This is a genomic window from Rodentibacter caecimuris (assembly GCF_001019715.1).
Classification (GTDB): Bacteria; Pseudomonadota; Gammaproteobacteria; order Enterobacterales; family Pasteurellaceae; genus Rodentibacter; species Rodentibacter caecimuris.
Genome location: NZ_BBXJ01000001.1, coordinates 2,506,617 through 2,533,052, shown reverse-complemented (window position 1 = coordinate 2,533,052; position 26,436 = coordinate 2,506,617). Strand labels below are relative to the sequence as shown.

At 40.5% G+C, this 26,436-nt stretch carries 12 protein-coding genes; 8 read left to right on the top strand and 4 right to left on the bottom strand.

Annotated elements, in window-relative coordinates:
• Position 1: 1 nt before the first annotated feature.
• From PNEUHYL_RS12395 to PNEUHYL_RS12380, 4 genes are all read left to right on the top strand, one after another.
• Positions 2–478 (top strand): YqaA family protein, encoded by a 477-nt coding sequence (locus PNEUHYL_RS12395; protein WP_059368665.1) that lies wholly within the window; start codon positions 2–4, stop codon positions 476–478.
• Between the two features lie 182 nt (positions 479–660).
• Positions 661–1,164: an S-ribosylhomocysteine lyase gene (gene luxS, locus PNEUHYL_RS12390; protein WP_059368664.1), complete on the top strand. Its 504-nt coding sequence runs from the start codon at positions 661–663 to the stop codon at positions 1,162–1,164.
• Positions 1,165–1,173: 9 nt separating this feature from the next.
• Positions 1,174–2,355, top strand: coding sequence for a formate-dependent phosphoribosylglycinamide formyltransferase (gene purT / locus PNEUHYL_RS12385; RefSeq protein ID WP_059368663.1), 1,182 nt, complete (start codon positions 1,174–1,176; stop codon positions 2,353–2,355).
• A gap of 88 nt (positions 2,356–2,443) precedes the next feature.
• Complete coding sequence (locus tag PNEUHYL_RS12380; RefSeq protein ID WP_059368662.1) at positions 2,444–3,121, top strand: helix-turn-helix transcriptional regulator; 678 nt, start codon at positions 2,444–2,446, stop codon at positions 3,119–3,121.
• 41 nt (positions 3,122–3,162) lie between these two features.
• Here PNEUHYL_RS12380 and PNEUHYL_RS12375 read toward each other — a convergent pair whose 3' ends face one another.
• From PNEUHYL_RS12375 to ilvC, 4 genes are all read right to left on the bottom strand, one after another.
• Positions 3,163–4,377 carry an aromatic amino acid transporter gene (locus PNEUHYL_RS12375; RefSeq protein ID WP_059368661.1) on the bottom strand — a complete coding sequence of 405 codons (1,215 nt, stop codon included), beginning with the start codon at positions 4,375–4,377 and terminating at the stop codon, positions 3,163–3,165.
• A 146-nt stretch (positions 4,378–4,523) separates the two neighbouring features.
• Positions 4,524–5,900 carry a tyrosine phenol-lyase gene (locus PNEUHYL_RS12370; RefSeq protein WP_059368660.1) on the bottom strand — a complete coding sequence of 459 codons (1,377 nt, stop codon included), beginning with the start codon at positions 5,898–5,900 and terminating at the stop codon, positions 4,524–4,526.
• Between the two features lie 440 nt (positions 5,901–6,340).
• Positions 6,341–8,716 carry an autotransporter outer membrane beta-barrel domain-containing protein gene (locus tag PNEUHYL_RS12365; protein ID WP_069029762.1) on the bottom strand — a complete coding sequence of 792 codons (2,376 nt, stop codon included), beginning with the start codon at positions 8,714–8,716 and terminating at the stop codon, positions 6,341–6,343.
• Positions 8,717–8,787: 71 nt separating this feature from the next.
• Complete coding sequence (gene ilvC / locus PNEUHYL_RS12360) at positions 8,788–10,266, bottom strand: ketol-acid reductoisomerase (RefSeq protein ID WP_059368659.1); 1,479 nt, start codon at positions 10,264–10,266, stop codon at positions 8,788–8,790.
• Between the two features lie 706 nt (positions 10,267–10,972).
• On the opposite strand from ilvC, the gene ilvY reads away from it, so the two are divergent.
• From ilvY to PNEUHYL_RS13510, 4 genes are all read left to right on the top strand, one after another.
• Positions 10,973–11,851, top strand: coding sequence for an HTH-type transcriptional activator IlvY (gene ilvY, locus PNEUHYL_RS12355; protein ID WP_059368658.1), 879 nt, complete (start codon positions 10,973–10,975; stop codon positions 11,849–11,851).
• A 32-nt stretch (positions 11,852–11,883) separates the two neighbouring features.
• Positions 11,884–12,762, top strand: a complete 879-nt coding sequence (rarD, locus tag PNEUHYL_RS12350; RefSeq protein WP_059368657.1) for an EamA family transporter RarD — start codon at positions 11,884–11,886, stop codon at positions 12,760–12,762.
• Positions 12,762–13,079: a thiosulfate sulfurtransferase GlpE gene (gene glpE / locus PNEUHYL_RS12345; RefSeq protein ID WP_059368656.1), complete on the top strand. Its 318-nt coding sequence runs from the start codon at positions 12,762–12,764 to the stop codon at positions 13,077–13,079. The genes rarD and glpE overlap by 1 nt, the downstream gene beginning before the upstream one ends.
• 305 nt (positions 13,080–13,384) lie before the next feature.
• The gene (locus PNEUHYL_RS13510; protein ID WP_059368655.1) at positions 13,385–26,224 is read left to right on the top strand and encodes a YadA-like family protein; all 12,840 of its coding nucleotides are present in this window, start codon (positions 13,385–13,387) and stop codon (positions 26,222–26,224) included.
• Positions 26,225–26,436 lie beyond the last annotated feature (212 nt).

Genomic DNA, 26,436 nt, shown 5'->3' with positions numbered 1-26,436 from the left:
GATGGATTGGTTTTCCTTTAGCTTTTGGGCTGATTTCTGGCAGAATCACGCACTCTGGTTGATGTTTGCCAGTGCTTTTTTAAGTGCTACGGTATTGCCCGGTAATTCGGAAATTGTGTTTATGACATTGGCTATCCCTAAATTAACCCTCAATCTGCTCTTAAGTGCGGATGTTTTGGGGCTTATTTTTATTGCCACGTTGGGAAATACTTTGGGAAGTCTTACGACCTATGCGATTGGATGTTGGTTTCCTAAATTTGAAAGCAAAAATGACCGCACTTTATGGATAATGGAAAAACTTCAACGTTATGGTGCGGTGGCATTATTATTGAGCTGGTTACCTGTTGTAGGCGATTTATTTTGTGCTATTGCGGGCTGGCTACGTCTAAACTTTGCAGCAAGCTGTTTATTTATTTTTCTTGGTAAATTAGCACGTTATACACTGTTATTGTTTTTAAGTACGGCGTTCTTATTATAAAATGCAAAAAAATGCCCTTCAGCAAGTGAAGGGCGAATAACCTAAGGAACCAATTTTATTAAACAACTGCAAGTTGCTTACTCTATAAGACTAAGGCTTTGCAGAAAAGTTCAAAGGGAATTGAGAAAATTGACAATTTCTTGAAGAAAATTTACAACCAAATGATTTATAAGGAAAAGTTTATGCCGTTACTTGATAGTTTTAAAGTGGATCACACGAAAATGAATGCACCGGCCGTGCGTATTGCCAAAACAATGCAAACGCCAAAGGGCGATGACATCACAATTTTTGATTTACGTTTCTGTATTCCAAACAAGGAAATTCTGCCGCCAAAAGGGATCCATACCCTTGAGCATTTGTTTGCCGGCTTTATGCGCGATCATTTAAATAGTGAGAGTGTGGAAATTATTGATATTTCTCCAATGGGTTGCCGTACCGGTTTTTATATGTCATTAATCGGTACTCCGAACGAACAGCAGGTGGCGCAGGCGTGGTTGGCTGCGATGCAGGATATTTTAAACGTGAAAGATCAAACGGCAATTCCGGAATTAAATATTTACCAATGCGGCACTTATACGGAACATTCTCTTGATGAAGCGCACGAGATTGCCAAAAATATCATTGCTCGAGGGGTTGGTGTGAATAAGAATTCTGATCTTACCCTTGACGAATCATTACTAAAATAAGGAGAGAATATGACAACCCTTGGCACCGCATTAAGCCCGAATGCAACTAAAGTGATGATGTTGGGATCCGGTGAGTTAGGCAAAGAAGTCGTCATTGAATTACAGCGTTTAGGTGTAGAAGTAATCGCGGTAGATCGTTACGAAAATGCACCGGCACAACAAGTGGCGCACCGTGCTTATACGATTTCTATGCTAGACGGTGATGCACTGAAAGCTTTAGTCGAAAAGGAAAAACCTGATTATATTGTGCCGGAAGTGGAAGCGATTGCCACGGCGACTTTAGTGGAATTGGAACAAGCCGGTTTTAATGTCGTTCCAACGGCAAAAGCTACGCAGCTCACCATGAATCGGGAAGGCATTCGCCGTTTGGCTTCCGAGGAATTAGGCTTGCCTACTTCACCTTATCAATTTGTCGATAATTTTGTTGATTTTCAAAGTGCGGTAGAAAAAATAGGCATTCCTTGTGTGGTGAAACCGATTATGTCTTCTTCGGGCCATGGTCAAAGTATTTTGAAATCAAAAGACGATCTACAAAAAGCGTGGGACTATGCGCAGGAGGGTGGGCGTGCCAGAGCAGGACGTGTCATTGTAGAAGGTTTTGTTAAATTTGATTACGAAATTACGTTATTAACCGTTCGCCATATTAATGGAACGAGTTTCCTTGCGCCAATCGGACATCGCCAAGAGGACGGTGATTATCGCGAATCTTGGCAACCGCAGGCAATGTCAGAGATTGCTTTACAAAAAGCACAAGCTATTGCGGAAAAAATCACCGGCGCATTAGGTGGACGTGGCATTTTCGGAGTAGAAATGTTTGTGTGTGGTGATGAGGTGATTTTTAATGAAGTTTCACCACGCCCGCATGATACCGGTATGGTCACTTTAATTTCACAAGAATTATCCGAATTTGCCTTACACGCTCGTGCCATTTTGGGGTTACCTATTCCCGAAATAACCTTAATTAGCCCATCGGCTTCTAAAGCTATTGTGGTGGAGGGGCAATCAAAGAATGTTCAATTTGGTGGCATTGATAAATTGCTTGCCGAACCGCACACCAATATCCGTTTGTTTGGAAAACCGGAAGTAAACGGTCATCGCCGCTTGGGCGTGGTACTGGCTCGTGATATTTCGGTAGAAAAAGCATTAGAAAAAGTAAAACGGGCTTATGAAAAATTAGACGTTAAGTTGTAAATTATTTCATTATTTAGGCATATTTTAGGATATGCCTTTTTATTAAGAATAAACCCAAATTTAATAAAAGGGGATAAGTCACAATATTATGAATAATGTACAAAAGAAATATTTTATTGGATTAACCCATTTTTTAGGTAATGTACTTGGGCCAAAATATGAGGTGGTTTTTCATTCTGTTGATAAAAATAAAACTTCAATGGAAGCGATAGCAAATAATCACGTTAGTGGGAGAACGCTTTCTTCACCGCTAAGTTCTTTTGCCTTAAATATGTTACAGGATAAAGTTTATTTAGATAAAGACTTTGTTTCTAATTATAAAGCCGTGGGGGATTCTGATAAGCTCATTCGAGGTTCAACTTATTTTATAAAAAATGGAGATAAACTAGAAGGAATATTGTGTATTAATCATGATACATCCGAGCTTGTTGATACGATGAGCAAACTAATCTCATTAGAAAATTTAGGGGTGTTTGTTAATTTATTAGGTATCGATTCGGCATTTGCAGAAATGGAAGAATCGGAAATAATTAGTCAGGAAAAACTTGAAAATTCAGTCGAAGATATTTTGTCTGAATATATAGATCTCACGTTACTGGACTCCGAGAAAAGTTTAACACTAAGACAAAAAGAAAATTCTATCCGTGTTTTATTTGAGAAAGGAATATTTAATATTAAAGGTGCGGTTCCTTTTGTGGCAAAATATTTGAGAATATCAGAGCCTAGCGTTTATCGGTATTTAAAAAATATTAAGCAGAAAAAATAAGAAGAACATTGACATTCTAAGTAAGAATGTCAATTTTTTTGTTAGCCAACAACTGCCGGTAAAAATCCTAATTTTATGAGGAAAGGAATATTGACAATGATCATACCTAAAATAGAAATCGCTATTAGAATACCCTTACCGCCAATAACCCGATAGGGAAGATTAGGATACAGTTTCCGTGCTTTCCATACTAATGCTGCCGGTAATACAACCGCATAGAATGCAAACATTTGTCCTGCGTAACCCAGTGCTAAAATAAAACCTTCGGGATAGAAGAATGCGAATAGGAGAGGAGGAAGAAAAGTTAAAAATCCTAGGCATAATCGATTCGTTGAAATATTACAGGCACGTTTGAGTAGATCCTCAATACATTCGAGTAAACCTAGTGCGACACCTAAGAAAGAGGTTATCAGGGCAAGTGCTGAGAAGATTTTTACTATGCCTGCAATAATGCTGCTTCCGGTGATTATTCTAACCGCTTCAATGAGCCCGTTTAGTGTCGGATCTTGATGTAGTATTTCAAGGAATTTTGTTTGACTTAATACGCCGTGAGTTGAACATTGCCATAAAATATAGCCAATTAAGGTCATCGCAGAACCCAAAATAATCGAAATTCTGAGCGCTCTTACGTCTCCTTCAAGGTATTTATTAAGACATGGAATTGAACCATGAAAACCAAATGCAGTGAAGAAAACCGGACTTGCTGAAATGAGCAACGTGCTATCTATTGGCATCGCCATAAGGTTGTCTAATTTAATTTCCGGAATCATTAAGCCTAAAACAATGAGTAATGCTAGAAGCATAAACACAAACAAAATTCGATTTAATATATCGACAATTTGTGTACCAATAATGATAAAAATTCCAAAAAATATAGTGAATAGTAGGATAGCGACTTTCATTTTCAGATTAGGCATTGCAAAATCAGGCAATGTTGAGGAAAGAATTGCGCCTCCCCCCGTAATGTAAGCGGACAATAAAGCATATAAAAAGATCATTAATACGCTTGTTGCAACGATTCTTCCCAATTTCCCAAAATATTGTGAAGCTAATGTGCCTATTCCGGCATCATATTCAGCCGTTTGATATACCTCGACAAAAAGCAATGCACTATATGTCAGTAATACCCATAAAATGCCAAGTAAAATAATTGTAAAGGTTAATCCCATTCCTGCGGAAGTGAGTGGCATAGCAAGCATTCCCGCGCCAATCATAGTTCCGGAAGTAATGAGTGTACTGCCCAGTGTTTTGTTCATGAGTTTTCTCCTTTCTTATTTTTATAGAAAGGCGAGTCACGTCCTTATTTGACAACACATCAAAAAAACAATGTCATTAGAATGTTTTCGCTTTAAGTTCGGACATAAAAGGCGCCTACTCCATTGCTGAAGTAGGAGCATTACACTTATTTTTGTTCAAAACGTGCTGTGAAGAAACGCAACTGTTTTGGCTCATATACAAAACGAAGGCCTTTAATATCTTCTTTGTGTTTGAACAAGTGAATAATACCGTCTGCAACAAGATCCATATGGGCATAGGTATAAACACGACGAGGAATGGTGATACGCACGGTTTCCAATTTTGGATGATGATTTTCACCGGTTTTAATATCTCGGCCTGCGGAAATAATACCGCGTTCCATGGTACGCACACCACATTCAACATAAATTGCCGCCGCCAGTGCTTGTGCAGGAAAGTCCTCTTCTTGTTTCAAATGTGGGCAGAAACGGCGGGCATCCAAGAATACGGCATGGCCACCGATGGGTTCAACTATTGGCACACCGGCTGCTTTCAGTTTTTCACCAAGGTAACGGACTTGTTTCACACGATGTTCAATATATTCCTCTTGAGCGGCTTCTTTTAAGCCGATTGCCATCGCTTCCATATCACGCCCTGCCATGCCGCCATAAGATGGCATACCTTCAAAGACCACCACCATTTCTTTTGATTTCATAAATAATTCTTCATCATTCATACATAAGAAACCGCCAATATTGGTTAAGCAGTCTTTCTTGCCGCTCATCGTACAACCATCGGCATAGCTGAACATTTCATGAATAATGGATTTAATAGAGCGATCTTGGTAGCCTTCTTCCTGTTCTTTAATGAAATAAGCGTTCTCAACACAGCGCGTTGCATCATAAAATACCTTAATGCCGTGTTTTTTGGTTAATTCACGCACCGCTTTCATATTGGCGATGGAAACAGGTTGGCCGCCCGCAAGGTTCACTGTTACCGCTAAGCAAACATAAGCAATGTTTTCTGCCCCTTTTTCATTAATTAAACTTTCTAGCTTTTTAAGATCAATATCTCCTTTAAATGGTATATCAAGCGTTGCATCATGGGCTTCATCACGGATGATATCGTAGAAAATACCGCCGTTTGCTTCTTGGTGATAGCGAGTGGTTGTAAAGTACATATTGCCGGGCACATATTGTCCGGGTTTAATAGCTATACGGGAAAGAATATTTTCCGCACCGCGTCCTTGATGGGTCGGTACAATGTACTTAAAACCAAATAATTCCTGCACGGTTTCTTGAAGATGGTAGAAGTTTCGACTGCCGGCATAGGCTTCATCACCTAACATAATACCTGCCCATTGACGATCGCTCATGGCATTTGTGCCGCTATCGGTAAGGAGATCGATATATACATCTTTCGAATCAAGTAGGAAAGTATTATATCCTGCTTCTTTCATCGCTTTTTCACGTTCTGCTTTTGGCAAAATAGAGACGGGTTCAACACTTTTAATACGGAACGGTTCGGCTGGATAGTATGTCATAATATTTCTCCTAAAATAGTGAGTTAAGATTCTTTGCCTTTAATAACTCGTCCATCAACATCCATCATCGAGTTGTGGCTATATTAATAAAAAATTTTTATATAAACTGTGATCTCTGTCTCAAATAATAAAAATTTATCAAAAATAGCAAAAGAATAGTATAAATGACAATTTTTTAGTGAGTTTGAGTTGGAATGCTTTACTCGTTTTTTAACGACTTACTATCTCGAATTGGTAAAGCAGGGGTAAGAGATAACATTTGAATCGGAAGGATTACGGTATTATGTAGCGGTTGCACAAACTTAAATTTTATTTCATAGGTAGGGACGATATGCTGGCGTCCCTACATTTTCTTTAAATTGTGCATTTGCTACATAATACCAAAAGATTAAAAAAGAGCGGTCAAAATGACCGCTCTTTTTACGTCTTATAGAGGATAATTACCATTGATAGCGATATACTGCTTGAATTTGATAAGGTTTATCGTAACGTTTTCCGTCAGCTCGGCTAATTTCTAAACCGATGCGATGGTCGGTTATCCCTGCATTCACGCCCAGAATACTTTCAAAACGTCTGCGGCTATCTTCAACATTAAGCGCAGCGTTTGCATAATGAACTTTGCTACTATTATTGCGACTTGTAATAGCATTAATTTCCGCATAAGGTTGCAAGTTCCAACCGTTGGCTAGAGCAAAATTTTTCGCCACACGCAAGCCGACACGAGAGTAAATGGAAGAAAGGCTATCTTCATTCTCTTTACCTTGAATGTGCGTCCAAGCTAATTGCGCTTGTGGTGTAATTATCCAATCACCACTCAATTTGAATTGTTTACCGAGCTCGCTTGATACTGTGTAAGCGTTGTAATGGCGTTTTTCCGTGTGATCGGATTGAGCTTTCAAACGGCTATATTTCACAATGTTATCCATGTAAATACCGTTATCGGCGAGGTAAGTAGCGTATAAGCCCACGCTGTTGCTGCGTACTTTGCCATCACCGTAATTACCGTTGAAATCAACATCGGCTTGGCTGCGACCAATAAACCCGCCCAGACGGAAATTATCCTTCACGGCAACATCCGCTCCTAATTGTAAGCTATGAACATTTTGCTTAAAGCCTGAAGTTTGGCTATCACCAGTAGAAAGTGCGGTCAATTTTTTACGAGAATTCACATTACGCACCCACACATTGCCTTTTTCGCCGTTTTTCATATCGCCTAAACGTTGATGAATACCGCTGAGTTCGCTTTCTACCAGCAATAATTGGGCTTGACGGAGCGAGACTTGCGCATTGGCTAAATTGCTAAGTAATGGTGAACTTGGCAATGTCGGATTGCTTGGTTGAATTGGCTTGACCGGCAGTACGACCGATGGATTTGGTATGCCTGGCGTTTCCGGCTGCACGTTCGGATTTGTTGAAGCTGTTGGTGTGCTTGGTATTTCTGGTTGTATATTAGGATTTTCCGGCGTTGTCGGCGTACTTGGTGTTTCCGGTTGTACATTAGGTGTTGTTGGTGGCGTGATCACACTTTGTGAATTCGCCAAGACCCAGTTATTTCCTTCTTTGGTTAGGAAATACTGATATGCACCTAAATCCACTCGGTTATTTGGAGTAGTTAAGTTAAATTTTGCGTTCCCGCCGTTTGTTTCAACGAGAGTCAATTTTTTATTTGCGGCTGCTACACCGTGATCTTTCACCCCTAGTTTGTGATTGCCCTCCGCAGTCCCTTCAATAATAATTTTATCACCTTTGTTTTCTGCGATATTGGTATTGAGATTAAATATGCCTGAACCTGTGAGGTTACCTTTGATGGTGAGGGTTTGGAAATCATCGGTTTGTTCCAAATTTATCACGCTATTGTTAAGTGCAAGATTTGTCACGCTGGCAGAATGTAATTCACTTTCCTCTTCTTCATCTTCATAAAAATATGGTTTAATTGTCCAAGTGGAATTCGTTAACGTTACGTCGAGCTTACTTTTATTATCCTCAACATTCATTAAACCGGTTAATTTACTATTACTGGCTGTGAACGTAATATTTTCAGTGATAGAAAAACCATCCACAATATCGGTTTCTGCTCTAATAATTCTAGGTGCATCGAATATTGAATTATTAATATTCACCCGGAATCGACCTTCAGTATTTTGATCGGCACTTGTAACCATTCCAAATAAAACTTCATCTGCTTTTAATGTGGAATTCGAAATATTAATACCTGAGCGGGTATTATTGTTGTCTGCATCGTAAAATACTGCATCTGCTCCATTGATTGCGGTAATTGTGACATTCTCCAAATTGGCAATGCTATTATTTTCTAATGATAAACCACTACCGGCTTCTCCACTGAGGGAAATGGTTGCATTTTTTACATTTAAAGTAGAATTATTTAAACGAAAGGCTTCACTTGTTTCTTGAGTGGTCTCTGTTTTATAGTGTCCCCCATTAATATTCACAGCCGAGTTTATTGCTTCAACTGCGACTTGGCTTATTTGTTTCGCTTCAATAAGCGTTGCGGATAAAGTTACATTATTGAGCTCTACATTAGAATTCATAATGTGGATACCTGAAAATATATCATTTGGAACAGAAATTTGGGTATTATTGACAACCGTATTTGGGCTATTTTCGATGTGGATTTTCCCGTATTTAGCGGGTTGATCGATTACACAGTTATTTAGCATAGCTCCATTTTGTCCGATAATCTCAACACGACTATTATTACAAGCCACCTCACCAGCCCATGCCAAATTCGTCATACTTAACGCCATGGCTACTAAACTCAGTTTAAAAGTGCGGTCATTTTTCTTATTGTTTTTCATTTTTGGTTCCCTCTAAATATAAAAAAAGCCGATTTCATACTAAATCGACTTAAATTTTATCTGTTTAATTATTAACCCGCAACTGCGATACGTTTCATATCCGTCATATAACCACGTAACTCTTGACCGATCAATTCAACCGGATGGTTACGGATAGCCTCATTCACATCGCGTAAGGTGATATTGTCGATTTCAACGGTTGGAGTTGGTTCGCCTAAGTCACCTTTTTGCAGGGTTGGGATAATTTCTTTGGCAAGAATTGGGGTCGCTATGTTAGAGAATAAATAGTTACCGTATTCTGCCGTGTCAGAAATCACCACGTTCATTTCATATAAACGTTTACGTGCGATCGTGTTCGCAATTAATGGTAATTCGTGAAGTGATTCGTAGTAGGCGGATTCTTCATAAATACCACTTTCTACCATGGCGTCAAAGGCAAGTTCAACACCGGCTTTTACCATTGCGATCATTAATACACCGTTATCAAAATATTCTTGCTCGCTGATTTTGCCATCATATTTTGGGGCATTCTCAAAGGCAGTTTTGGCGGTGGCTTCACGCCATGCGAATAAATCTTTATCGCCGGTTGCCCAGTCTGCCATCATGGTTTCAGAGAAGTGACCGCTGATGATGTCATCCATATGTTTGTAGTATAAGAAACCGAGTTTTTCTTTAATTTGTTCGGAAAGCTCGAATGCACGTAATTTTGCACTATTGGATAAGCGATCCATCATTAATGTGATACCGCCTTGTTTTAAGGCTTCGGTGATGGTTTCCCAACCGTATTGGATTAATTTTCCGGCATAGGCAGGATCTTTGCCGTCAGCGACTAATTTGTCGTAGCACACGATAGAACCTGCTTGCAACATACCACAGAGAATGGTTTGCTCGCCCATTAAATCGGATTTCACTTCTGCTACGAATGAAGACTCTAACACACCCGCACGATGGCCACCGGTTGCCGCTGCCCATGCTTTGGCAATTGCCATACCTTCACCTTTCGGGTCATTTTCAGGGTGAACGGCGATTAATGTCGGTACGCCGAAACCACGTTTGTATTCTTCACGCACTTCCGTACCCGGACATTTTGGCGCGACCATGACAACAGTTAAATCAGAGCGAATTTGCTCGCCTTGTTCAACAATGTTAAAACCGTGAGAATAGCCGAATGCCGCACCTTGTTTCATTAATGGCATCACATCAGCCACCACTTTTGAGTGTTGTTTATCCGGTGTGAGGTTCACCACTAAATCTGCGGTTGGAATTAATTCTTGGTAAGTGCCTACTTTGAAACCGTTTTCCGTTGCACGTTGAAATGAAGCTCGTTTTTCTGCAATGGCTTCAGGGCGTAACGCATAGCTGACATCTAAACCGGAATCACGCATATTTAAACCTTGGTTTAAACCTTGCGCACCACAGCCTACGATGACAATTTTTTTACCTTTTAGAAAATTTGCTTCATCGGCAAATTCTTCGCGATTCATAAAGCGACAACGACCTAACTGGTCTAATTTTTGACGTAAATTCAATGTGTTGAAATAGTTAGCCATATATTTTCCTTAATTTTGTAAGGGTGGTGATTGTATGATGTTGTGTTTGCATATTATTTTGTTGTGAGTGGGATTATAAGGTTTTTGGTGGTTGCGTAAAGTGATATTATGGGAATGTGATGTTGTGGTTTTTGCAATAATAATGTTTTTTTGTTTAACTTAATATCGTATTTCGCCGATGGCGACCTACTTTCTTTTGCTTGCCCAAAAGAAAGTAGGCAAAGAAAACACGCCCAGTTAAATCGCTGATCTTTGCTTTGTTGTCATTTTTTTAACGCTAAATTTGTAAACTCGCTACGCTCAAACAGTACAAATTTAGCTAAAAATGCCAAGTCGCAAAGGCGATTTATATGGGGCCCCGAATCTATCAGAGCATTTAATGTAAAAGTGCGGTTGATTTTAAAATTATTTTACTCTACAAAAAACATAGCGAATTTTAACCGCACTTTTGGGGTTCATAGAAATAACAAGTCAGGTTCCCTTCTTTCCGCCTTTGTGGAGTTGAATTTATAGGAAATTTTCGTCTGTTTGAGCAACGTAGTTGCGAGTTTAGAAAATTTTCGTCAAGCAAATTCAATGTAACAAAGGAAATAAGGAAAAGCAGGGGCATTTTTCTTTGCCTACTTTCTTTTGGGCAAGCAAAAGAAAGTAGGTCGCCATCGGCGAAACCCAATATTAATTTATAAAAAAATTAAGAGAAAAAATAATGGAATTTAACGATCTCAACGTATTCATCAAACTAGCGGAAACAAAAAACTTCGCCAAAACCGCCACCCAAAACCACATGTCCCCCTCCACCCTTTCACGCCAAATTCAACGTATGGAAGAAGAGCTTGGGAAAACCCTTTTCATTCGTGATAACCGCCAAGTCAATCTCACAGAATATGGCGAGAGGTTTCTCCAATTTGCTAAGACGGAATGGCAAAATTGGCAACAATTAAAACAGCAACTCAATGACGAGTCGGACGAACTGAGCGGTGAACTCAAACTGTTTTGTTCCGTAACGGCATCTTATAGTCATTTGCCACAGGTGCTAAAACAATTTCGCCAACGTTATCCAAAAGTAGAAATTCAGCTCACTACCGGTGATCCTGCACTCGCTTTGGAATTCATTCAAACTCAGCAAGCCGATCTTGCTCTTGCAGGGAAACCCAATAATCTGCCTGCAAGCATGGTATTTCATAAAATTGACGATATTCATCTTTCGCTTATTGCACCGCGTATCGCCTGTTTGGCAACGCAATTATTGCAAGAGAAGCCGATTAACTGGCAGCAAATACCTTTTATTTTTCCTGTGGAAGGTCACGCAAGGCAACGAATTGAACAATGGTTGCGCGAAAAACATATTAAACATCCGAAAATTTATGCCACGGTGGCTGGGCATGAGGGAATTGTGCCAATGGTTGGTTTGGGATTTGGGTTGGCGATGTTACCTGACGAAGTGATTAATAACAGCCCAATGCGCGATCAAATTTTCCGTTTAAATTTAGATGTACCCGTTGAGCCTTTTGAATTAGGGATTTGTACACAAAAAAGGAATTTAGCCCATCCCTTAATTCGTGCCTTTTGGGCAATGTTGGAATAGAATGGCGTGACAATTCAGATTAAGGATTTCCTATGTTAAAAGGTATTCTCGTTTCACTGTTAGCCTCCTTTTTGTTTGGCTATCTCTATTATTTTTCTACGTTGCTCAAACCTCTGAGCGGTACGGATATTTTCGGTTATCGAATGATTTTTACCTTTCCTTTTGTCATATTAGCCGTACTGATTTTTAAACAAAAAAATGCCCTTATCGAACGTTTAAAACATCTTCAAAAACGACCGCACTTTGCGCTTTCCTATATTCTTTGCGGAGCATTAATGGGATTTCAAATGTGGTTGTTTTTATGGGCGCCGAACAATGGGAGTTCATTAAGCGTCTCTTTTGGCTATTTATTGTTACCCATTGTGATGGTGGCAGCCGGACGGTTAATTTTTAAAGAACGCATTTCCGCCTTTAAACTTATTGCCGTATTAATTGCTGCTCTCGGTGTGATTTCAAATATTGTGATTAAAGGCGGATTATCTTGGGAAGCTATTGTGATTTGTATCGGTTATACCTCATATTTTTCAATTCGAAAAGCGTTAAAAAATACCGATCTTGCTTCCTTTTGCCTTGAGATGCTCAGTTTAATCCCGATTAGTATTTATTTTGCTTTGCAGACGGATTTTATAGTGGTGGAACAAACTAACCCGAATATCTGGGGATTATTGATATTGCTTGGTTTGATCAGTGGTACAGCGCTGATTGCTTATGTGATTGCCAGCAATATGCTGCCGATGAATTTACTCGGGCTATTGGGCTATGTAGAAACCATTATGATGGTGTTTGTTTCGTTTTTTATCGGCGAAAAAATTGATGGGGAAAGTTACCCGCTTTTTATTTGTTTAGTGTTGGCGATGAGCCTTGTGATTATTGATGGCGTGTATAAACAACACGCAAAGGGATCTTTATAATGTCGTTTAAAGAAATTACCCCACAACAAGCGTGGGAAATGGTACAACAGGGTGCCATACTTGCCGATGTGCGTGATGCACAGCGTTATACCTATTCACACCCAAAGGGTGCATTTCATTTAACGAATCAAACCTTTTTACAATTTGAGGAATTAGTGGATTTTGATTCTCCAATCATTGTTATTTGCTATCACGGTATAAGTAGCCGTAACGTAGCAGAATTTTTAGCGAAACAAGGTTATGAAAATGTCTATAGCATAATTGGCGGATTTGATAGTTGGATGAGGTCTGACTTGCCGATTAAAATAGAGTATTAAAAGTGGTATATATAAATTTTGAAATTGTTTAATTAAGTGTTGTTTTTATCTTTTTAAGATGTAACATCTTGATTTATTTATTTATTTATTTATTTATTTATTTATTTATTTATTTATTTATTTATTTATTTATTTATTTATTTATTTATTTATTTAATTTACATTTCCTTTACAAAAAATAGGTTGTTTTTGCAACAAACTTTAAGATAGAATCTGGCAATTTTTATACTCTAGGAGTATAGAAATGAGCTTAACTATAATTGACTTTAGGTCGATTTGGATGACATTGATGAAAAGGAAATCACATGAATAAAATATTTAAAGTAATTTGGAACCAATCAATTAGCGCTTGGGTGGCTGTATCTGAGTTAGCGAAAGGGTATAGTAAATCAAGTTCATTATTTTCGGATGTAGTTGGGAGCAAATCAGCAAAAGAGAAGATATCTTTTAGTTTATCCAAGATAGCTGTAGCGTTATTAGCAGTTGGATCTGCTAGCTTATCTATGGCGGCTGTTGAGGGTGGAACTGCGCCTTACGGTACGATCGCGATTAGTGAATCAGGGGTGTTAGGTGGTATCCAAGGTGGCTATGAATCTCGTACAACCAGAGCTCGTGTAGTTGGGAGCGGTGCTGTTAGTGATCCTGCTAGCGCAAACAGATTTGATGCAAGAGGTTCTATCGCTATTGGTGGCGCTGCATACATTGGTAACACTATTGAAGCTGTTGCGTTAGGACGTTCTGCAGCTGTTAGAAGTGTAGACAAAGCGCCAGCTGGTAGTGTTTCATTGGGCGCATATTCTGTATCTGGACCTCTAAATACCGGTAATGAAACGAAAAGCATAACGATAGGAGGTAATACCTATACTTATGCAGGACAACCAACGACTGATAAACAAAATACATCCGTATTATCCATTGGTTCAGGCTCTTTATTTGGCCAAGGTGGAACGAGTAGTGGTAGTTCCAATTGGGTATATCAGTATCGCCAAATTCAAAATGTAGCAGCCGGTCGCGTTGCGAGCAATTCTACCGATGCGATCAATGGTTCGCAACTTTATGCCGTAGTGAGGGCTTTAGATAATGTAAGTAGTGGCTTGACCGATTTTGTGGTAGGTGCTGATAAAAATCATAATGCTACGGGTATTAATGTCACTAAAGATCAAAAACGCTTTGACATTGTTAGCGGTAACGAAAGCTATCTTACTACAGCCGTTGATGGCACCAGTATCAAAGTAGATTTATCACAAAAATCTAAAGAAGCCATTGATAATGTGAGCAAAAATGCGCAAAACATTACTAAGAATGCGCAAAATATCACCAATAATGCAAGGGATATTGCCAAAGGTTTTGGCTTAAAAGCACAAGATAATCAGACGGTTAATAAAAAACTAGGTGAGTATGTCGATGTTATTGGCGGCAATAGTAACATTAATACTACTGTTGCTAACGGGAAAATTCAGATCAACTTAAATAATAGTTTGGATTTGGGTAATAACGGAAATGTAAAACTTGGCAATACTAATCTGAACAGCACAGGTTTAACCATTAATAATGGCCCAAGTGTAACTACTACCGGAATTAATGCGGGTAATAAAAAACTTACTAACGTGTCTGACGGTACAATTGGTGCGAATAGCAAAGATGCGGTAAACGGTAGTCAGCTTCATGCAACTAATCAAAATGTTACGAATGTAAGTAATAATGTAACCAATCTAAAAAATGAAGTTGCAAAAGGTTGGAATGTAACGACTTCTAAATCCGGTACGGGTAATGTAAGCGGTAGTAATTTAACTAAAGTTGCAATGGGCGACACCGTTACGATTGATGCCGGTGATAATATCAACATTACTCAATCAGGTAAAAAAGTCACTATTGCTACCTCTTCTACGCCTAACTTTAGTAGTGTCAATACCGGTAATTTAACCATTCGACCAAACGGCAATGTGAATTTTGGTGGTAATGTTTTAGCGAATATTGGTGCGCCGGTTAACGACAATGATGCGACAACCAAAAAATATGTTGATGACGGTCGTACGACGGTCAATTCTACCGATAAAAGTGTAAATGTCACAAAGAGCGGTCAAAATCCGGCGAATTATGATCTTTCAGTGAATATGACCAAAGTTGCCAATGACGTGAAATTAAAATATTCAGGTGATAATAATACACAGGGCGAAAATTCACTGAGTAATCGTGTTAATTTCAAAGGTTCTAATTTAATCACCACGAAAGCAGAAAATGGCACGGTTTCCTTTGATTTAAGTGACAAAGCAACCTTTGGTTTAAATACGCAAAACGGCAATGTTAGTAAAAAGGTGGGGAATACCATTGATATTGAGGGCAATAACTCGAATATTAACACCCTCGTTGATAATGGTAAGGTTAAAGTTAATTTAAACAACACCCTAAATCTCACCGATGCAGGTAGTGTCAAACTAGGTGATACCGTATTAAACAGCACTGGTTTAACCATTAATAATGGACCTAAAGTTACCAAAGAAGGTATCAACGCAGGTGATAAGAAAATCACTAACGTCGCGAATGGTACAAACGGCACTGATGCGGTGAACTTAAGTCAATTAAACGCATCAGCGGCAGCTTCAAAAACTGAAGTGAAAGCGGGTAATAACGTTAATGTTACTGAAGACAAAGGGGCTAATAATCAGACTATTTACACGGTAAATGCCGATAAATCTACGGTAACCAACGGGTCTGACAAAGTAAAAGTAACGGAGACAGTTGGTGCAAATAATGTAACAAATTACTCGGTTGATCTTTCTGATGAGGCAAAAAATCAGCTTAAAAAAGAAGAAAGTGTTAATTCAACCACTTCTAATTTAATTGTTACTCAAAATACAACAAATGATACCGGCGGTAAAAATTATTCTGTCACTCTAAACAATACTCTTGATTTAACAAATGCAGGTAGCGTTAAGTTAGGCGATACAACGTTAAACAGCACAGGTTTAACCATTAATGATGGCCCTAAAGTCGTTAAAGGCGGTATTGATGCGGGTAATAAGAAGATTACTAATGTGTCTGAAGGTGAAATTTCTAATACCAGCAAAGATGCAGTAAACGGTAGCCAGCTTTATGCAACTAACCAAAATGTAACTAATATCAGCAATGAAGTAGCGAAAGGTTGGAATCTCACCACATCTAAATCAGGCACAGGTAATGTTTCTAATAATACAACTGAAAAAGTTGCCATGGGTGAAACAGTTACCATTGAAGCGGGTGACAATATTAATATTACTCAAGCCGCTAAGAAAGTAACTATTGCCACTTCATTAATGCCTAACTTTACTTCTGTGGACACCGGAAATTTAACGGTTCGAAACGGTGGTAAAGTCGATTTTGGTGGTAATAACATTACTAATGTTGGTGCGCCGGTAGCAGATAATGATGCGACAACCAAAAAATATGTGGATGATGGTCGTACGACAGTGAATTCCACGGACGGTAGCGTAACAGTAAACGGCACAGGCACAAATCCGAAAAATTACGATTTGTCCGTGAATATGACTAAAGTTGCTGAAGATGTGAAATTTAAATACTCCGGCGACAATAACTCTAGCGGTGAAAACAAATTAAGTGAAACCGTGAAGTTTAAAGGTTCTGATTATGTTACGACCAATGCCTCAAATGGACAAATTGCCTTTGATTTAAGTGATACTGCTAAAAATAAAATCAATAATGCAATTCAAAACTTTACCGTAGGAGCTGATAAAAATAACCAAGCAACAGGGTTAAATATTACGAACGGCGGACGTTTTGATATTGTCGGCAAAGACGGCAACTACATCGAAACCAATGTGAGCGGTAAAAATATCACGGTTGCACTAAATCAAAATGCGACTTCAGCGATTGAAAAAGCACACAAAGGCTTTGGTTTAAAAGCACAAGATGGTAGCAATGTTACCAAACAATTAGGTGAAGCGATCGAGATTGAAGGCGGTAACAGCAACCTAAATACTACAGTGGCTGACGGTAAAGTTAAGATTAACTTAAATAACAGCCTCAATTTGACCGATGCCGGTAATGTAAAAATTGGTGATGTTAATCTGACTAAAGATGGCTTAACCATTAACGGCGGACCGAATATTACTAAAGCAGGTATTGATGCGGGTAGCAAGAAAATTACCAACGTTCAAGACGGCGATATTGCGGAAAACAGCAAAGATGCGGTAAATGGTAGCCAGTTGTATGCAACTAACCAAAATGTAACTAATATCAGCAATGAAGTAGCGAAAGGTTGGAATCTCACCACATCTAAATCAGGCACAGGTAATGTTTCTAATAATACAACTGAAAAAGTTGCCATGGGTGAAACAGTTACTATTGAAGCGGGTGATAACATCAATATTACTCAAGCTGCTAAGAAAGTAACTATTGCCACTTCATTAACACCTAACTTTAGTTCTGTGGATACCGGAAATTTAACGGTTCGAAACGGTGGTAAAGTCGATTTTGGTGGTAATAACATTACTAATGTCGGTACGCCGATTGCAGATAATGATGCGACAACCAAAAAATATGTGGACGATGGTCGTACAACTGTTACTTCAACAGATGGTAGCGTAATGGTAACGCCAAATGGAACGCAACCAAAAAATTATGACTTGTCTGTCAATATGAGCAAACTTACCGGAGATGTGAGCTTAAAATATAAAGCTGATACAGGTAACGGAACGAATAAATTAAGTGATGAAATCACTTTCAAAGGTTCGGATTATATTAATACGACTGCTAAAAATGGTGAGATTGGCTTTGATTTAAGCAAAACAGCGAAAGATAAAATTGATAATGCAATTCAAAACTTTACGGTTGGCGCGGATCAAAATAATACAGCTACGGGAATTAATGTTACCAACGGCGGACGTTTTGATATTGTCGGTAGTAACTATACCACTACGGCTGTAAATGGAAGCAATATCACTGTTGGTTTAGATGCTAACGCAACTGATGCGATTGACAAAGCGCGCAAAGGTTTCGGCTTAAAAGCACAAGACGGTAATAATGTAACCCACCAATTAGGTGATGTAATTGAAGTGGTTGGCGGCAACAGCAATCTCAATACGACAATTGAAGATGGTAAAGTAAAAGTCAATCTCAATAACACCTTAAATTTGACTAAAGACGGTAGCGTTACAATCGGCAATACCACAGTCAATGATAATGGCTTAACTATTAATGGTGGGCCAAATGTGACTATTGATGGTATTAATGCCGGTAATAAGAAAATTACCAATGTTGCGGATGGTGAAGTTGCCCAAGACAGTAAAGAGGCTGTTAACGGCGGTCAGCTCTATACGGCGATTGCAAATTCAGGCTTCGAGCTTGCAACTAATGGTGATGCAACACAGGCCAAAGACAAACGTATCAATAACAATGAAACCTTTAACCTAAATCAAAGCACCAATATTCTGGTTAAACAAGTTGATAATGGTTATGAAATTGCCACGGCGGAAAATGTAAGCTTTACCAATGTTACTGTCGGCAAAGACGGTAAAGATGGCACGATCGGTGTGAATGGTAAAGATGGTTCATCTGTTGTGCTCAATGGTAAAGACGGCACAATTGGCATCAACGGTAAAGACGGCGCATCAGCGAACTTCACTGTTGCAAACGGTAGTGGTACTTTAGATAACGCAACTCACGGTGGTGATGGCATTAACCGTTTAGTTTACAATACCACTAACACGGACGGCTCAATCACTACCCGCGAAATCGCAACCAAAGATGACGGCTTGAAGTTCCAAGGCGACAGCGGTGATGAAATTGCGAAGAAATTAGGTTCTACCCTAAACATTACCGGTGGTGCGAATAAAGATGTCTTAACCGATAATAATATCGGCGTTATCAGCAAAGACGGTAATTTAACCGTTAAATTGGCGAAAGACTTGAATCTGACCGAAAACGGTAGCGTAACAATCGGTGATTTAACGATCAATAAAGATGGTTTCAATGCCGGCAATACAACCATTACCAATGTAAAAGGTAATTTAGATAATGTTACGAATACAACCACCTCTAATCCGAATACCACAAATTATGAGGATAAGAAAAATAATGCCGCGACGGTAGGCGATGTCTTGAATGCCGGTTGGAACTTACAAAACAACGGTCAAGCGGTTGATTTTGTAACACACGGTAATACGGTGAACTTTAATAATGGTACAGGTGTATCGGTTAACGCAGTTTATGACAATGCAACAGGTACAACCAACATTACCTTTAACACTACAAATAGTTATGTTGATAGTAATGGCACACTTACTAGCGTACCGAGTAACACAGTGAAATTTATCGGCGGCAATGCTTCTACACCGGTATTAATTACTAATGTAGATAGCGGCGTATTACCAAACGGCGCAACTATTCCGGTAGATAAAACCTTTAATGATGTGTTAAATAATATCTCCGGTGATGCCTTGAAGAATGCTGTCAATGTAGGCGACTTACAAAATGCAACTAAAGATATTACCAACACAGCGTTAAGCGGTGTTAAATTCAATCTTGCAACAAAATCAGTCGCTGATACTAATGGTAATGCTACGGTAGCGGACAATTTATCTGATAATGACAAGCAGTTGACTAACAATGAAACCTTCACATTAGATGCGGGTAACAATATTGTTATTAAACAAATTGCGAATGGTTATGAGATTGCTACATCAAATAACATTACAGTTGGTCAGGCAGGTAAAGACGGTAAAGATGGTGTGGACGGTTCTATCGGCGTGAACGGTAAAGACGGTTCATCTGTTGTGATCAACGGTAAAGACGGTTCAATCGGCTTAACCGGTCCAAAAGGTGCGGACGGCAAAAATGCGTCGGCTAATATTACTGTTGCTAACGGAACAGGTACCTTAGATACCGACGATAAAGGTGGTAAAGGCATTGAGCGTTTGGTGTACAACACCACCAATCCGGACGGAACAACCAAAACGCGTGAAATTGCAACCAAAGATGACGGCTTGAAATTCAAAGGTGATAAGGGTGAAGAAATTGCGAAGAAACTCGGCGAAATCCTAAACATTACCGGTGGCGTCAACGATGAAGCGAAATTGACGGATAACAACCTCGGTGTCATCAACAAAGACGGCAATTTAAGCGTGAAACTCGCCAAAGACCTGAACTTAACCGAAAACGGTAGCGTGAAAGTTGGAAATGTGAATCTCACCAAAGACGGCTTAACTATCGCTAACGGTCCGAGCGTAATGGGCGACGGTATCAATGCTGGTGATAAGAAAATCACCAATGTAACAGCAGGAACACTTTCAGCAGACAGTAAAGATGCGGTAAACGGCAGCCAGTTGTATGCGACTAACCAAAATGTAACTAATATCAGCAATGAAGTGGCGAAAGGTTGGAACTTGACTACTGCACAATCCGGTACGGGTAAAGTCAGCGGCAATACCACTGAAAAAGTGGCAATGGGTGAAACCGTGACCATTGAAGCAGGTGATAATATCAATATCACTCAAAGCGGTAAGAAAGTAACGATTGCAACTTCTAACAATATTACCGTAGGTGCAGCCGGTAAAAACGGTCAAGATGGCGTGGACGGCACAATCGGCGTAAACGGCAAAGACGGTTCTGCGGTGGTCATTAACGGTAAGGACGGTTCTATCGGCTTAACCGGTCCGAAAGGTGCGGATGGTAAAAATGGTGCAGGTATTGCCTTAAACGGTAAAGACGGCACAATCGGTATCAACGGTAAAGACGGTGCATCAGCGAACTTCACGGTGAAAGACGGTTCTGGTACGTTAGATGAAACTGGTAAAGGCAAAGAGGGTATTACCCGTTTAGTGTACAACACGACGAATACCGATGGCACAACTACCACCCGTGAAATTGCAACTAAAGATGACGGCTTGAAGTTCAAAGGCGACAATGGTAACGAGATTGCGAAGAAACTGGGCGAAACCTTAAATATTATCGGCGGGGTCAACGATGAAGCGAAACTGACCGACAATAATATTGGGGTGATCAACAAAGACGGCAACCTCACCGTGAAATTAGCCAAAGATCTGAACTTAACCGAGAACGGTAGTGTGGCGATCGGCAATGTGACCCTCAACAAAGACGGGTTCAATGCCGGTAATACCACCATTACTAACGTCACCAGCAATTTAGATCCTGTGGCGAATAACACCACCTCTAATCCGGATAGTACGGGTAATAAGTATGCGAATGTGACAAACAACGCAGCGACAGTGGGTGATGTGTTAAATGCAGGCTGGAATTTACAGAATAACGGCCAAGCGGTGGACTTTGTTACTCATGGTAATACGGTGAATTTCAAAAACGGTCAAGGTGTGAAAGTGGGTACAACCTACAACAGCACAACGGGCACCACCGACATTACCTTTAACTCCACCAACAGCTATGTGGACGATAACGGCAATGCGACTGCTGAGCCAACCAATAAAGTGAAATTTATCGGCGCCAATGCATCAGCACCGGTTGCGATTACCAACGTGGATAGCGGCGTATTGCCAAATAATGCCACTATACCGACAGGTCAAACCTTTAATGATGTGTTAAACAATCTTTCTGGTGATGCGTTGAATAATGCCGTGAATGCGGGCGATTTGAAAAACGCGACCAAAGACATTACCAATAGCACGTTAAGTGCGGTCGGATTTGCGCTGACATCGAAAGCGGTAGCGAATACTAACGGTCAATCCAGCGAGAAAGACGGGTTATCCGAGGCAGACAAACGTCTCACTAATAACGAGACCTTCACCTTAGATGCCGGCAATAATGTTCGCATTAAACAGATTGAAAACGGCTATGAAGTTGCTACGGCAGAAAATGTCACCTTTACCAACATCACAGTAGGTAAAGACGGCAAGGACGGCGTGGACGGCACAATCGGTGTGAACGGTAAAGACGGTGCCTCTGTGGTGCTTAACGGCAAAGACGGTTCAATCGGCTTAACCGGTCCGAAAGGCAAAGATGGTAAAGACGGCGCTTCCGCGAACCTCACTGTGGTGAATGGTACTGGCACATTAGATGAAACCGGTAAAGGCAAAGAAGGCATTACCCGTTTGGTGTACAACACCACCAATACCGATGGTTCAACCACGACCCGTGAAATTGCGACCAAAGATGACGGCTTGAAATTCAAAGGCGATAACGGTGACGAGATTGCGAAGAAACTGGGCGAAACCTTGAATATCACCGGCGGATTAACGGACAGCAATAAACTGACCGATAATAACCTCGGTGTGGTGAATCAAGCGGGCAGTTTAGTCATTAAATTAGCAAAAGATCTTAACTTAACCAAAGACGGTAGCTTAACCATTGGCAATACCACCTTGAATGACAACGGCTTCACCCTAGTTGGCGGGCCAAATGTCACCACAAGCGGTATTGATGCGGGTGATAAGAAAATTACCAATGTTTCAGACGGTGATGTCAGCAACAACAGTAAAGACGCAATTAACGGCGGTCAGCTCTACACTGCGATCACCAATAGCGGCTTTAACCTTACCACTAAATCAGTAGCTGGTACAAACGGTCAAGCCAGTGCAGACGGTCTGTCTGATGAAGATAAACGTTTAGCGAATAACGAAACCTTCACGCTAGATGCCGGTAACAACCTTGTGATCAAGCAAATTGCAAACGGGTATGAAATTGCAACTGCCAATAACATCACTGTGGGTGCGGCAGGTAAAGATGGTAAAGACGGTGTGGACGGTTCAATCGGCGTGAACGGTAAAGACGGTGCATCTGTGGTGCTTAACGGCAAAGACGGCTCAATCGGCTTAACCGGTCCGAAAGGTGCAGACGGTAAAGACGGCGTATCCGCTAATATTTCTGTGAAAGACGGTGCAAAAGGTCTTGATGGTAATGACGGCAAAAACGGTGAAAGCAAAACCCGTATTGAATACGTTAAACCAAACGGCGATAAAGAAACCGTTGCAACCTTGAACGATGGCTTGAAATTTAAAGGCGACGACGGCAAGGAAATTGCGAAGAAACTCAATGAAACGTTAAGCATCACAGGTGGAGCGGATAAAGATAAGCTGACAGACGGTAACATTGGTGTGAATAACAACAATGGTACGTTGGAAGTGAAATTATCGAAAGATCTGAACCTAACCGAAAACGGTAGCGTAACAATTGGCAATGTGACTATTAACAAAGATGGTTTCAACGCAGGTAATACAACTATTACTAATGTAAAAGGTAACTTAGGAAATGTAACAAATGACACCAAGTCTAATCCGGATACATCAGGTAATAAATACCAAAACATCACTAATAACGCAGCGACGGTTGGCGATGTCTTGAATGCCGGTTGGAACTTACAAAACAACGGTCAAGCGGTTGATTTTGTAACGCACGGTAATACAGTGAACTTTAATAACGGTACAGGTGTATCGGTTAATGCAGTTTATGACAATGCAACAGGTACAACCAACATTACCTTTAACACTACAAACAGTTATGTAGATAGCAATGGTGCATTAACCAACGTACCGAGTAACACGGTGAAATTTATCGGCGGCAATGCTACCGCACCGGTATTAATTACCAATGTGGATAGTGGCGTATTACCAAACGGTACCTTGATTTCAGGTAACGACACTTTCAATGACGTTTTGAATAACATCACGGGTGATGCGTTGAAGAATGCCGTGAATGTGGGCGATTTGAAAAATGCGACCAAAGATATCACCAACACCACCTTAAGTGCGGTCGGATTTGCACTGAAATCTGCAAAAGTAGCGGGTTCTAACGGTGTGGTCGAGACGGCTGACGACTTGAGCGAAGAAGGTAAACGTTTAACCAATAACGAAACGTTCAACCTCAATGCGGGTAATAACATTGTGATTAAACAAATCAATGATGGTTATGAAATTGCAACCTCAAATAACATTACGGTTGGTAAAGACGGCAAAGATGGTGTGGACGGTAAGATTGGCGTAAACGGTAAAGACGGTGCGTCTGTGGTCTTAAACGGTAAAGACGGCTCAATCGGCTTAACCGGTCCGAGAGGTGCTGACGGCAAAGACGGTGCATCAGTCAATATCACTGTTGCTAACGGTACCGGTACCTTAGATACCGACGATAAAGGCGGTAAAGGCATTGAGCGTTTGGTTTACAACACGACCAATGCTGATGGTTCAACCACGACTCGTGAAATCGCAACCAAAGACGACGGCTTGAAGTTCAAAGGCGACAATGGTGAAGAAATTGCGAAGAAATTGGGTGAAACCCTGAATATTACCGGCGGTGTAACGGATCCAACCAAACTTACTAACGATAATATCGGTGTAACCAATGAAAACGGCAACTTATCCGTTAAATTGAGCAAAGATCTGAACCTCACTAAAGACGGTAGCGTCACTATCGGCAACACCACCCTCAATGATAAAGGGTTAACTATTGCCGGTGGACCAAGTGTTACCATTGACGGTATCGATGCAGGGAATAAACGCATCACCAAAGTTGCGGACGGCGTGGATCCGACGGATGCAGTTAATCTTTCTCAGCTAAATAGAAGTATGGCTGCGGCGAAAACGGAAGTCACGGCTGGTAAGAACGTGAATGTGACGAGTAGCACAGGAGCTAACAATCAAACCATTTATACTGTGAATGCAGAAAAATCTGTGGTTAAAGGTTCCGATAGCGTGAAAGTGACAGCGAATCGTGATGAAGCAAACTTCACGACGACCTATGACATCGATCTTTCCGATGAAATGAAAAAACAGATCGCGAAAGAAGAAAGTGTCAGCACAGGTGATACAAACGTGAAAGTGGTTGCAAACGGTACTAACGCTTCGGGTGGTAAAGACTTTGCAGTCAGCCTCAATAAAGATCTGAATCTGACTAAAGACGGTAGTGTCACCATTGGCGGAACGACCTTGAAAGAGGGCAACTTGACAATGGGTAACACCACAGTCGGCAACGATGGCCTCACCATCAAAGACGGCCCATCCATCACCCAAAACGGTATTAATGCCGGTAATAAAGTGGTGAACAATGTAGCAGATGGGGATATTAGCCCGAACAGCAAACAAGCGATCAATGGCGGTCAGCTCCATACGGCGATTGCAAACAGTGGCTTTAACCTTGCGACCAATGGTCAAGATACGGCGACGGATAAACGGATCAACAATAACGATACCTTTAATCTCAACCAAGGTAACAATATTGTTGTGAAACAGATCGACAACGGTTACGAAATTTCAACGGGTAATAACTTAGTTATCGGTGAAAAAGGCGAACCGGGTCAAAACGGTCAGCCGGGTAAAGACGGTGTTGATGGTTCAATCGGTGTAAACGGCAAAGACGGATCATCTGTTGTGATCAACGGTAAAGACGGCTCAATCGGCTTAACCGGCCCGAAAGGTTCAGACGGTAAAGACGGCGTATCCGCTAATATTTCTGTGAAAGACGGAGCAAAAGGTCTGGACGGAAATGACGGTAAAAACGGCGAAAGCAAAACCCGTATTGTTTACGAAAAACCAAATGGTCAAACCGAAGAAGTCGCAACCTTAAATGACGGCTTGAAGTTCAAAGGCGATGACGGTAAAGAAATTGCTAAGAAATTGAACGAGACGTTAAACATCACGGGTGGTGCAAACGGTAAATTAACCGATAAGAACATTGGTGTTGTTAACGAAGGCGGTAACCTAACAGTGAAATTAGCTGAAAATATCACTTTAGGGGATAACGGTAGCGTGAATATCGGTAATACCACGGTTAATAATGATGGTTTAACTATTAAGGGCGGACCAAGCGTAACAACGAGTGGTATCAATGCCGGTAACAAAGTCATTAGCAATGTTGCACCGGGTGTGAAACCGACAGATGCTGTGAATAAAGCCCAGTTAGATCAGGTTCGTGGAGATGTCTATAACGTCAATAACCGTGTTGATAAGTTAGATAAACGCGTTCGTGGAATTGGTGCAAATGCCGCAGCCGCTGCGTCATTACCACAGGTAATGTTGCCGGGTAAATCAATGGTTGCCGCAGCCGCAAGCGGATATAGCGGTGCATCAGCGGTTGCCTTGGGTTACTCAAGAGCCAGCGATAACGGTAAGGTTATCTTGAAATTAACCGGTACGGCTAACTCTGCAGGTCACTATTCCGGTGGCGTAGGGGTAGGTTACCAGTGGTAATCTCTACTCGGTGAAGTTATTAAGTTTCTTAACTTAATAAAACATCATTAATTTAATCTGCACCTAAATGTTGGTAAAACCGACAGATTAAGGTGCAGATTTTTTATTGCCTTGATTTGGGGCTGTATCCCATTCAGTATCACTTGTCATTTTCCTCAAAGCAGGCATATTTCCCTTTTTGTAAAATGAAAAAATCAAAACAAATTTTGTGT

Bases quoted from the DNA above. Each gene is read 5' to 3' on its own strand.
- PNEUHYL_RS12395 (WP_059368665.1), top strand. From the start codon at position 2: ATGGATTGGTTTTCCTTTAGCTTTTGGGCTGATTTCTGGCAGAATCAC.
- PNEUHYL_RS12370 (WP_059368660.1), bottom strand. From the start codon at position 5,900: ATGACATACTATCCAGCCGAACCGTTCCGTATTAAAAGTGTTGAACCC.
- PNEUHYL_RS13510 (WP_059368655.1), top strand. From the start codon at position 13,385: ATGAATAAAATATTTAAAGTAATTTGGAACCAATCAATTAGCGCTTGG.
- PNEUHYL_RS12375 (WP_059368661.1), bottom strand. From the start codon at position 4,377: ATGAACAAAACACTGGGCAGTACACTCATTACTTCCGGAACTATGATT.
- ilvC (WP_059368659.1), bottom strand. From the start codon at position 10,266: ATGGCTAACTATTTCAACACATTGAATTTACGTCAAAAATTAGACCAG.
- purT (WP_059368663.1), top strand. From the start codon at position 1,174: ATGACAACCCTTGGCACCGCATTAAGCCCGAATGCAACTAAAGTGATG.
- PNEUHYL_RS12365 (WP_069029762.1), bottom strand. From the start codon at position 8,716: ATGAAAAACAATAAGAAAAATGACCGCACTTTTAAACTGAGTTTAGTA.
- ilvY (WP_059368658.1), top strand. From the start codon at position 10,973: ATGGAATTTAACGATCTCAACGTATTCATCAAACTAGCGGAAACAAAA.
- rarD (WP_059368657.1), top strand. From the start codon at position 11,884: ATGTTAAAAGGTATTCTCGTTTCACTGTTAGCCTCCTTTTTGTTTGGC.
- glpE (WP_059368656.1), top strand. From the start codon at position 12,762: ATGTCGTTTAAAGAAATTACCCCACAACAAGCGTGGGAAATGGTACAA.
- luxS (WP_059368664.1), top strand. From the start codon at position 661: ATGCCGTTACTTGATAGTTTTAAAGTGGATCACACGAAAATGAATGCA.
- PNEUHYL_RS12380 (WP_059368662.1), top strand. From the start codon at position 2,444: ATGAATAATGTACAAAAGAAATATTTTATTGGATTAACCCATTTTTTA.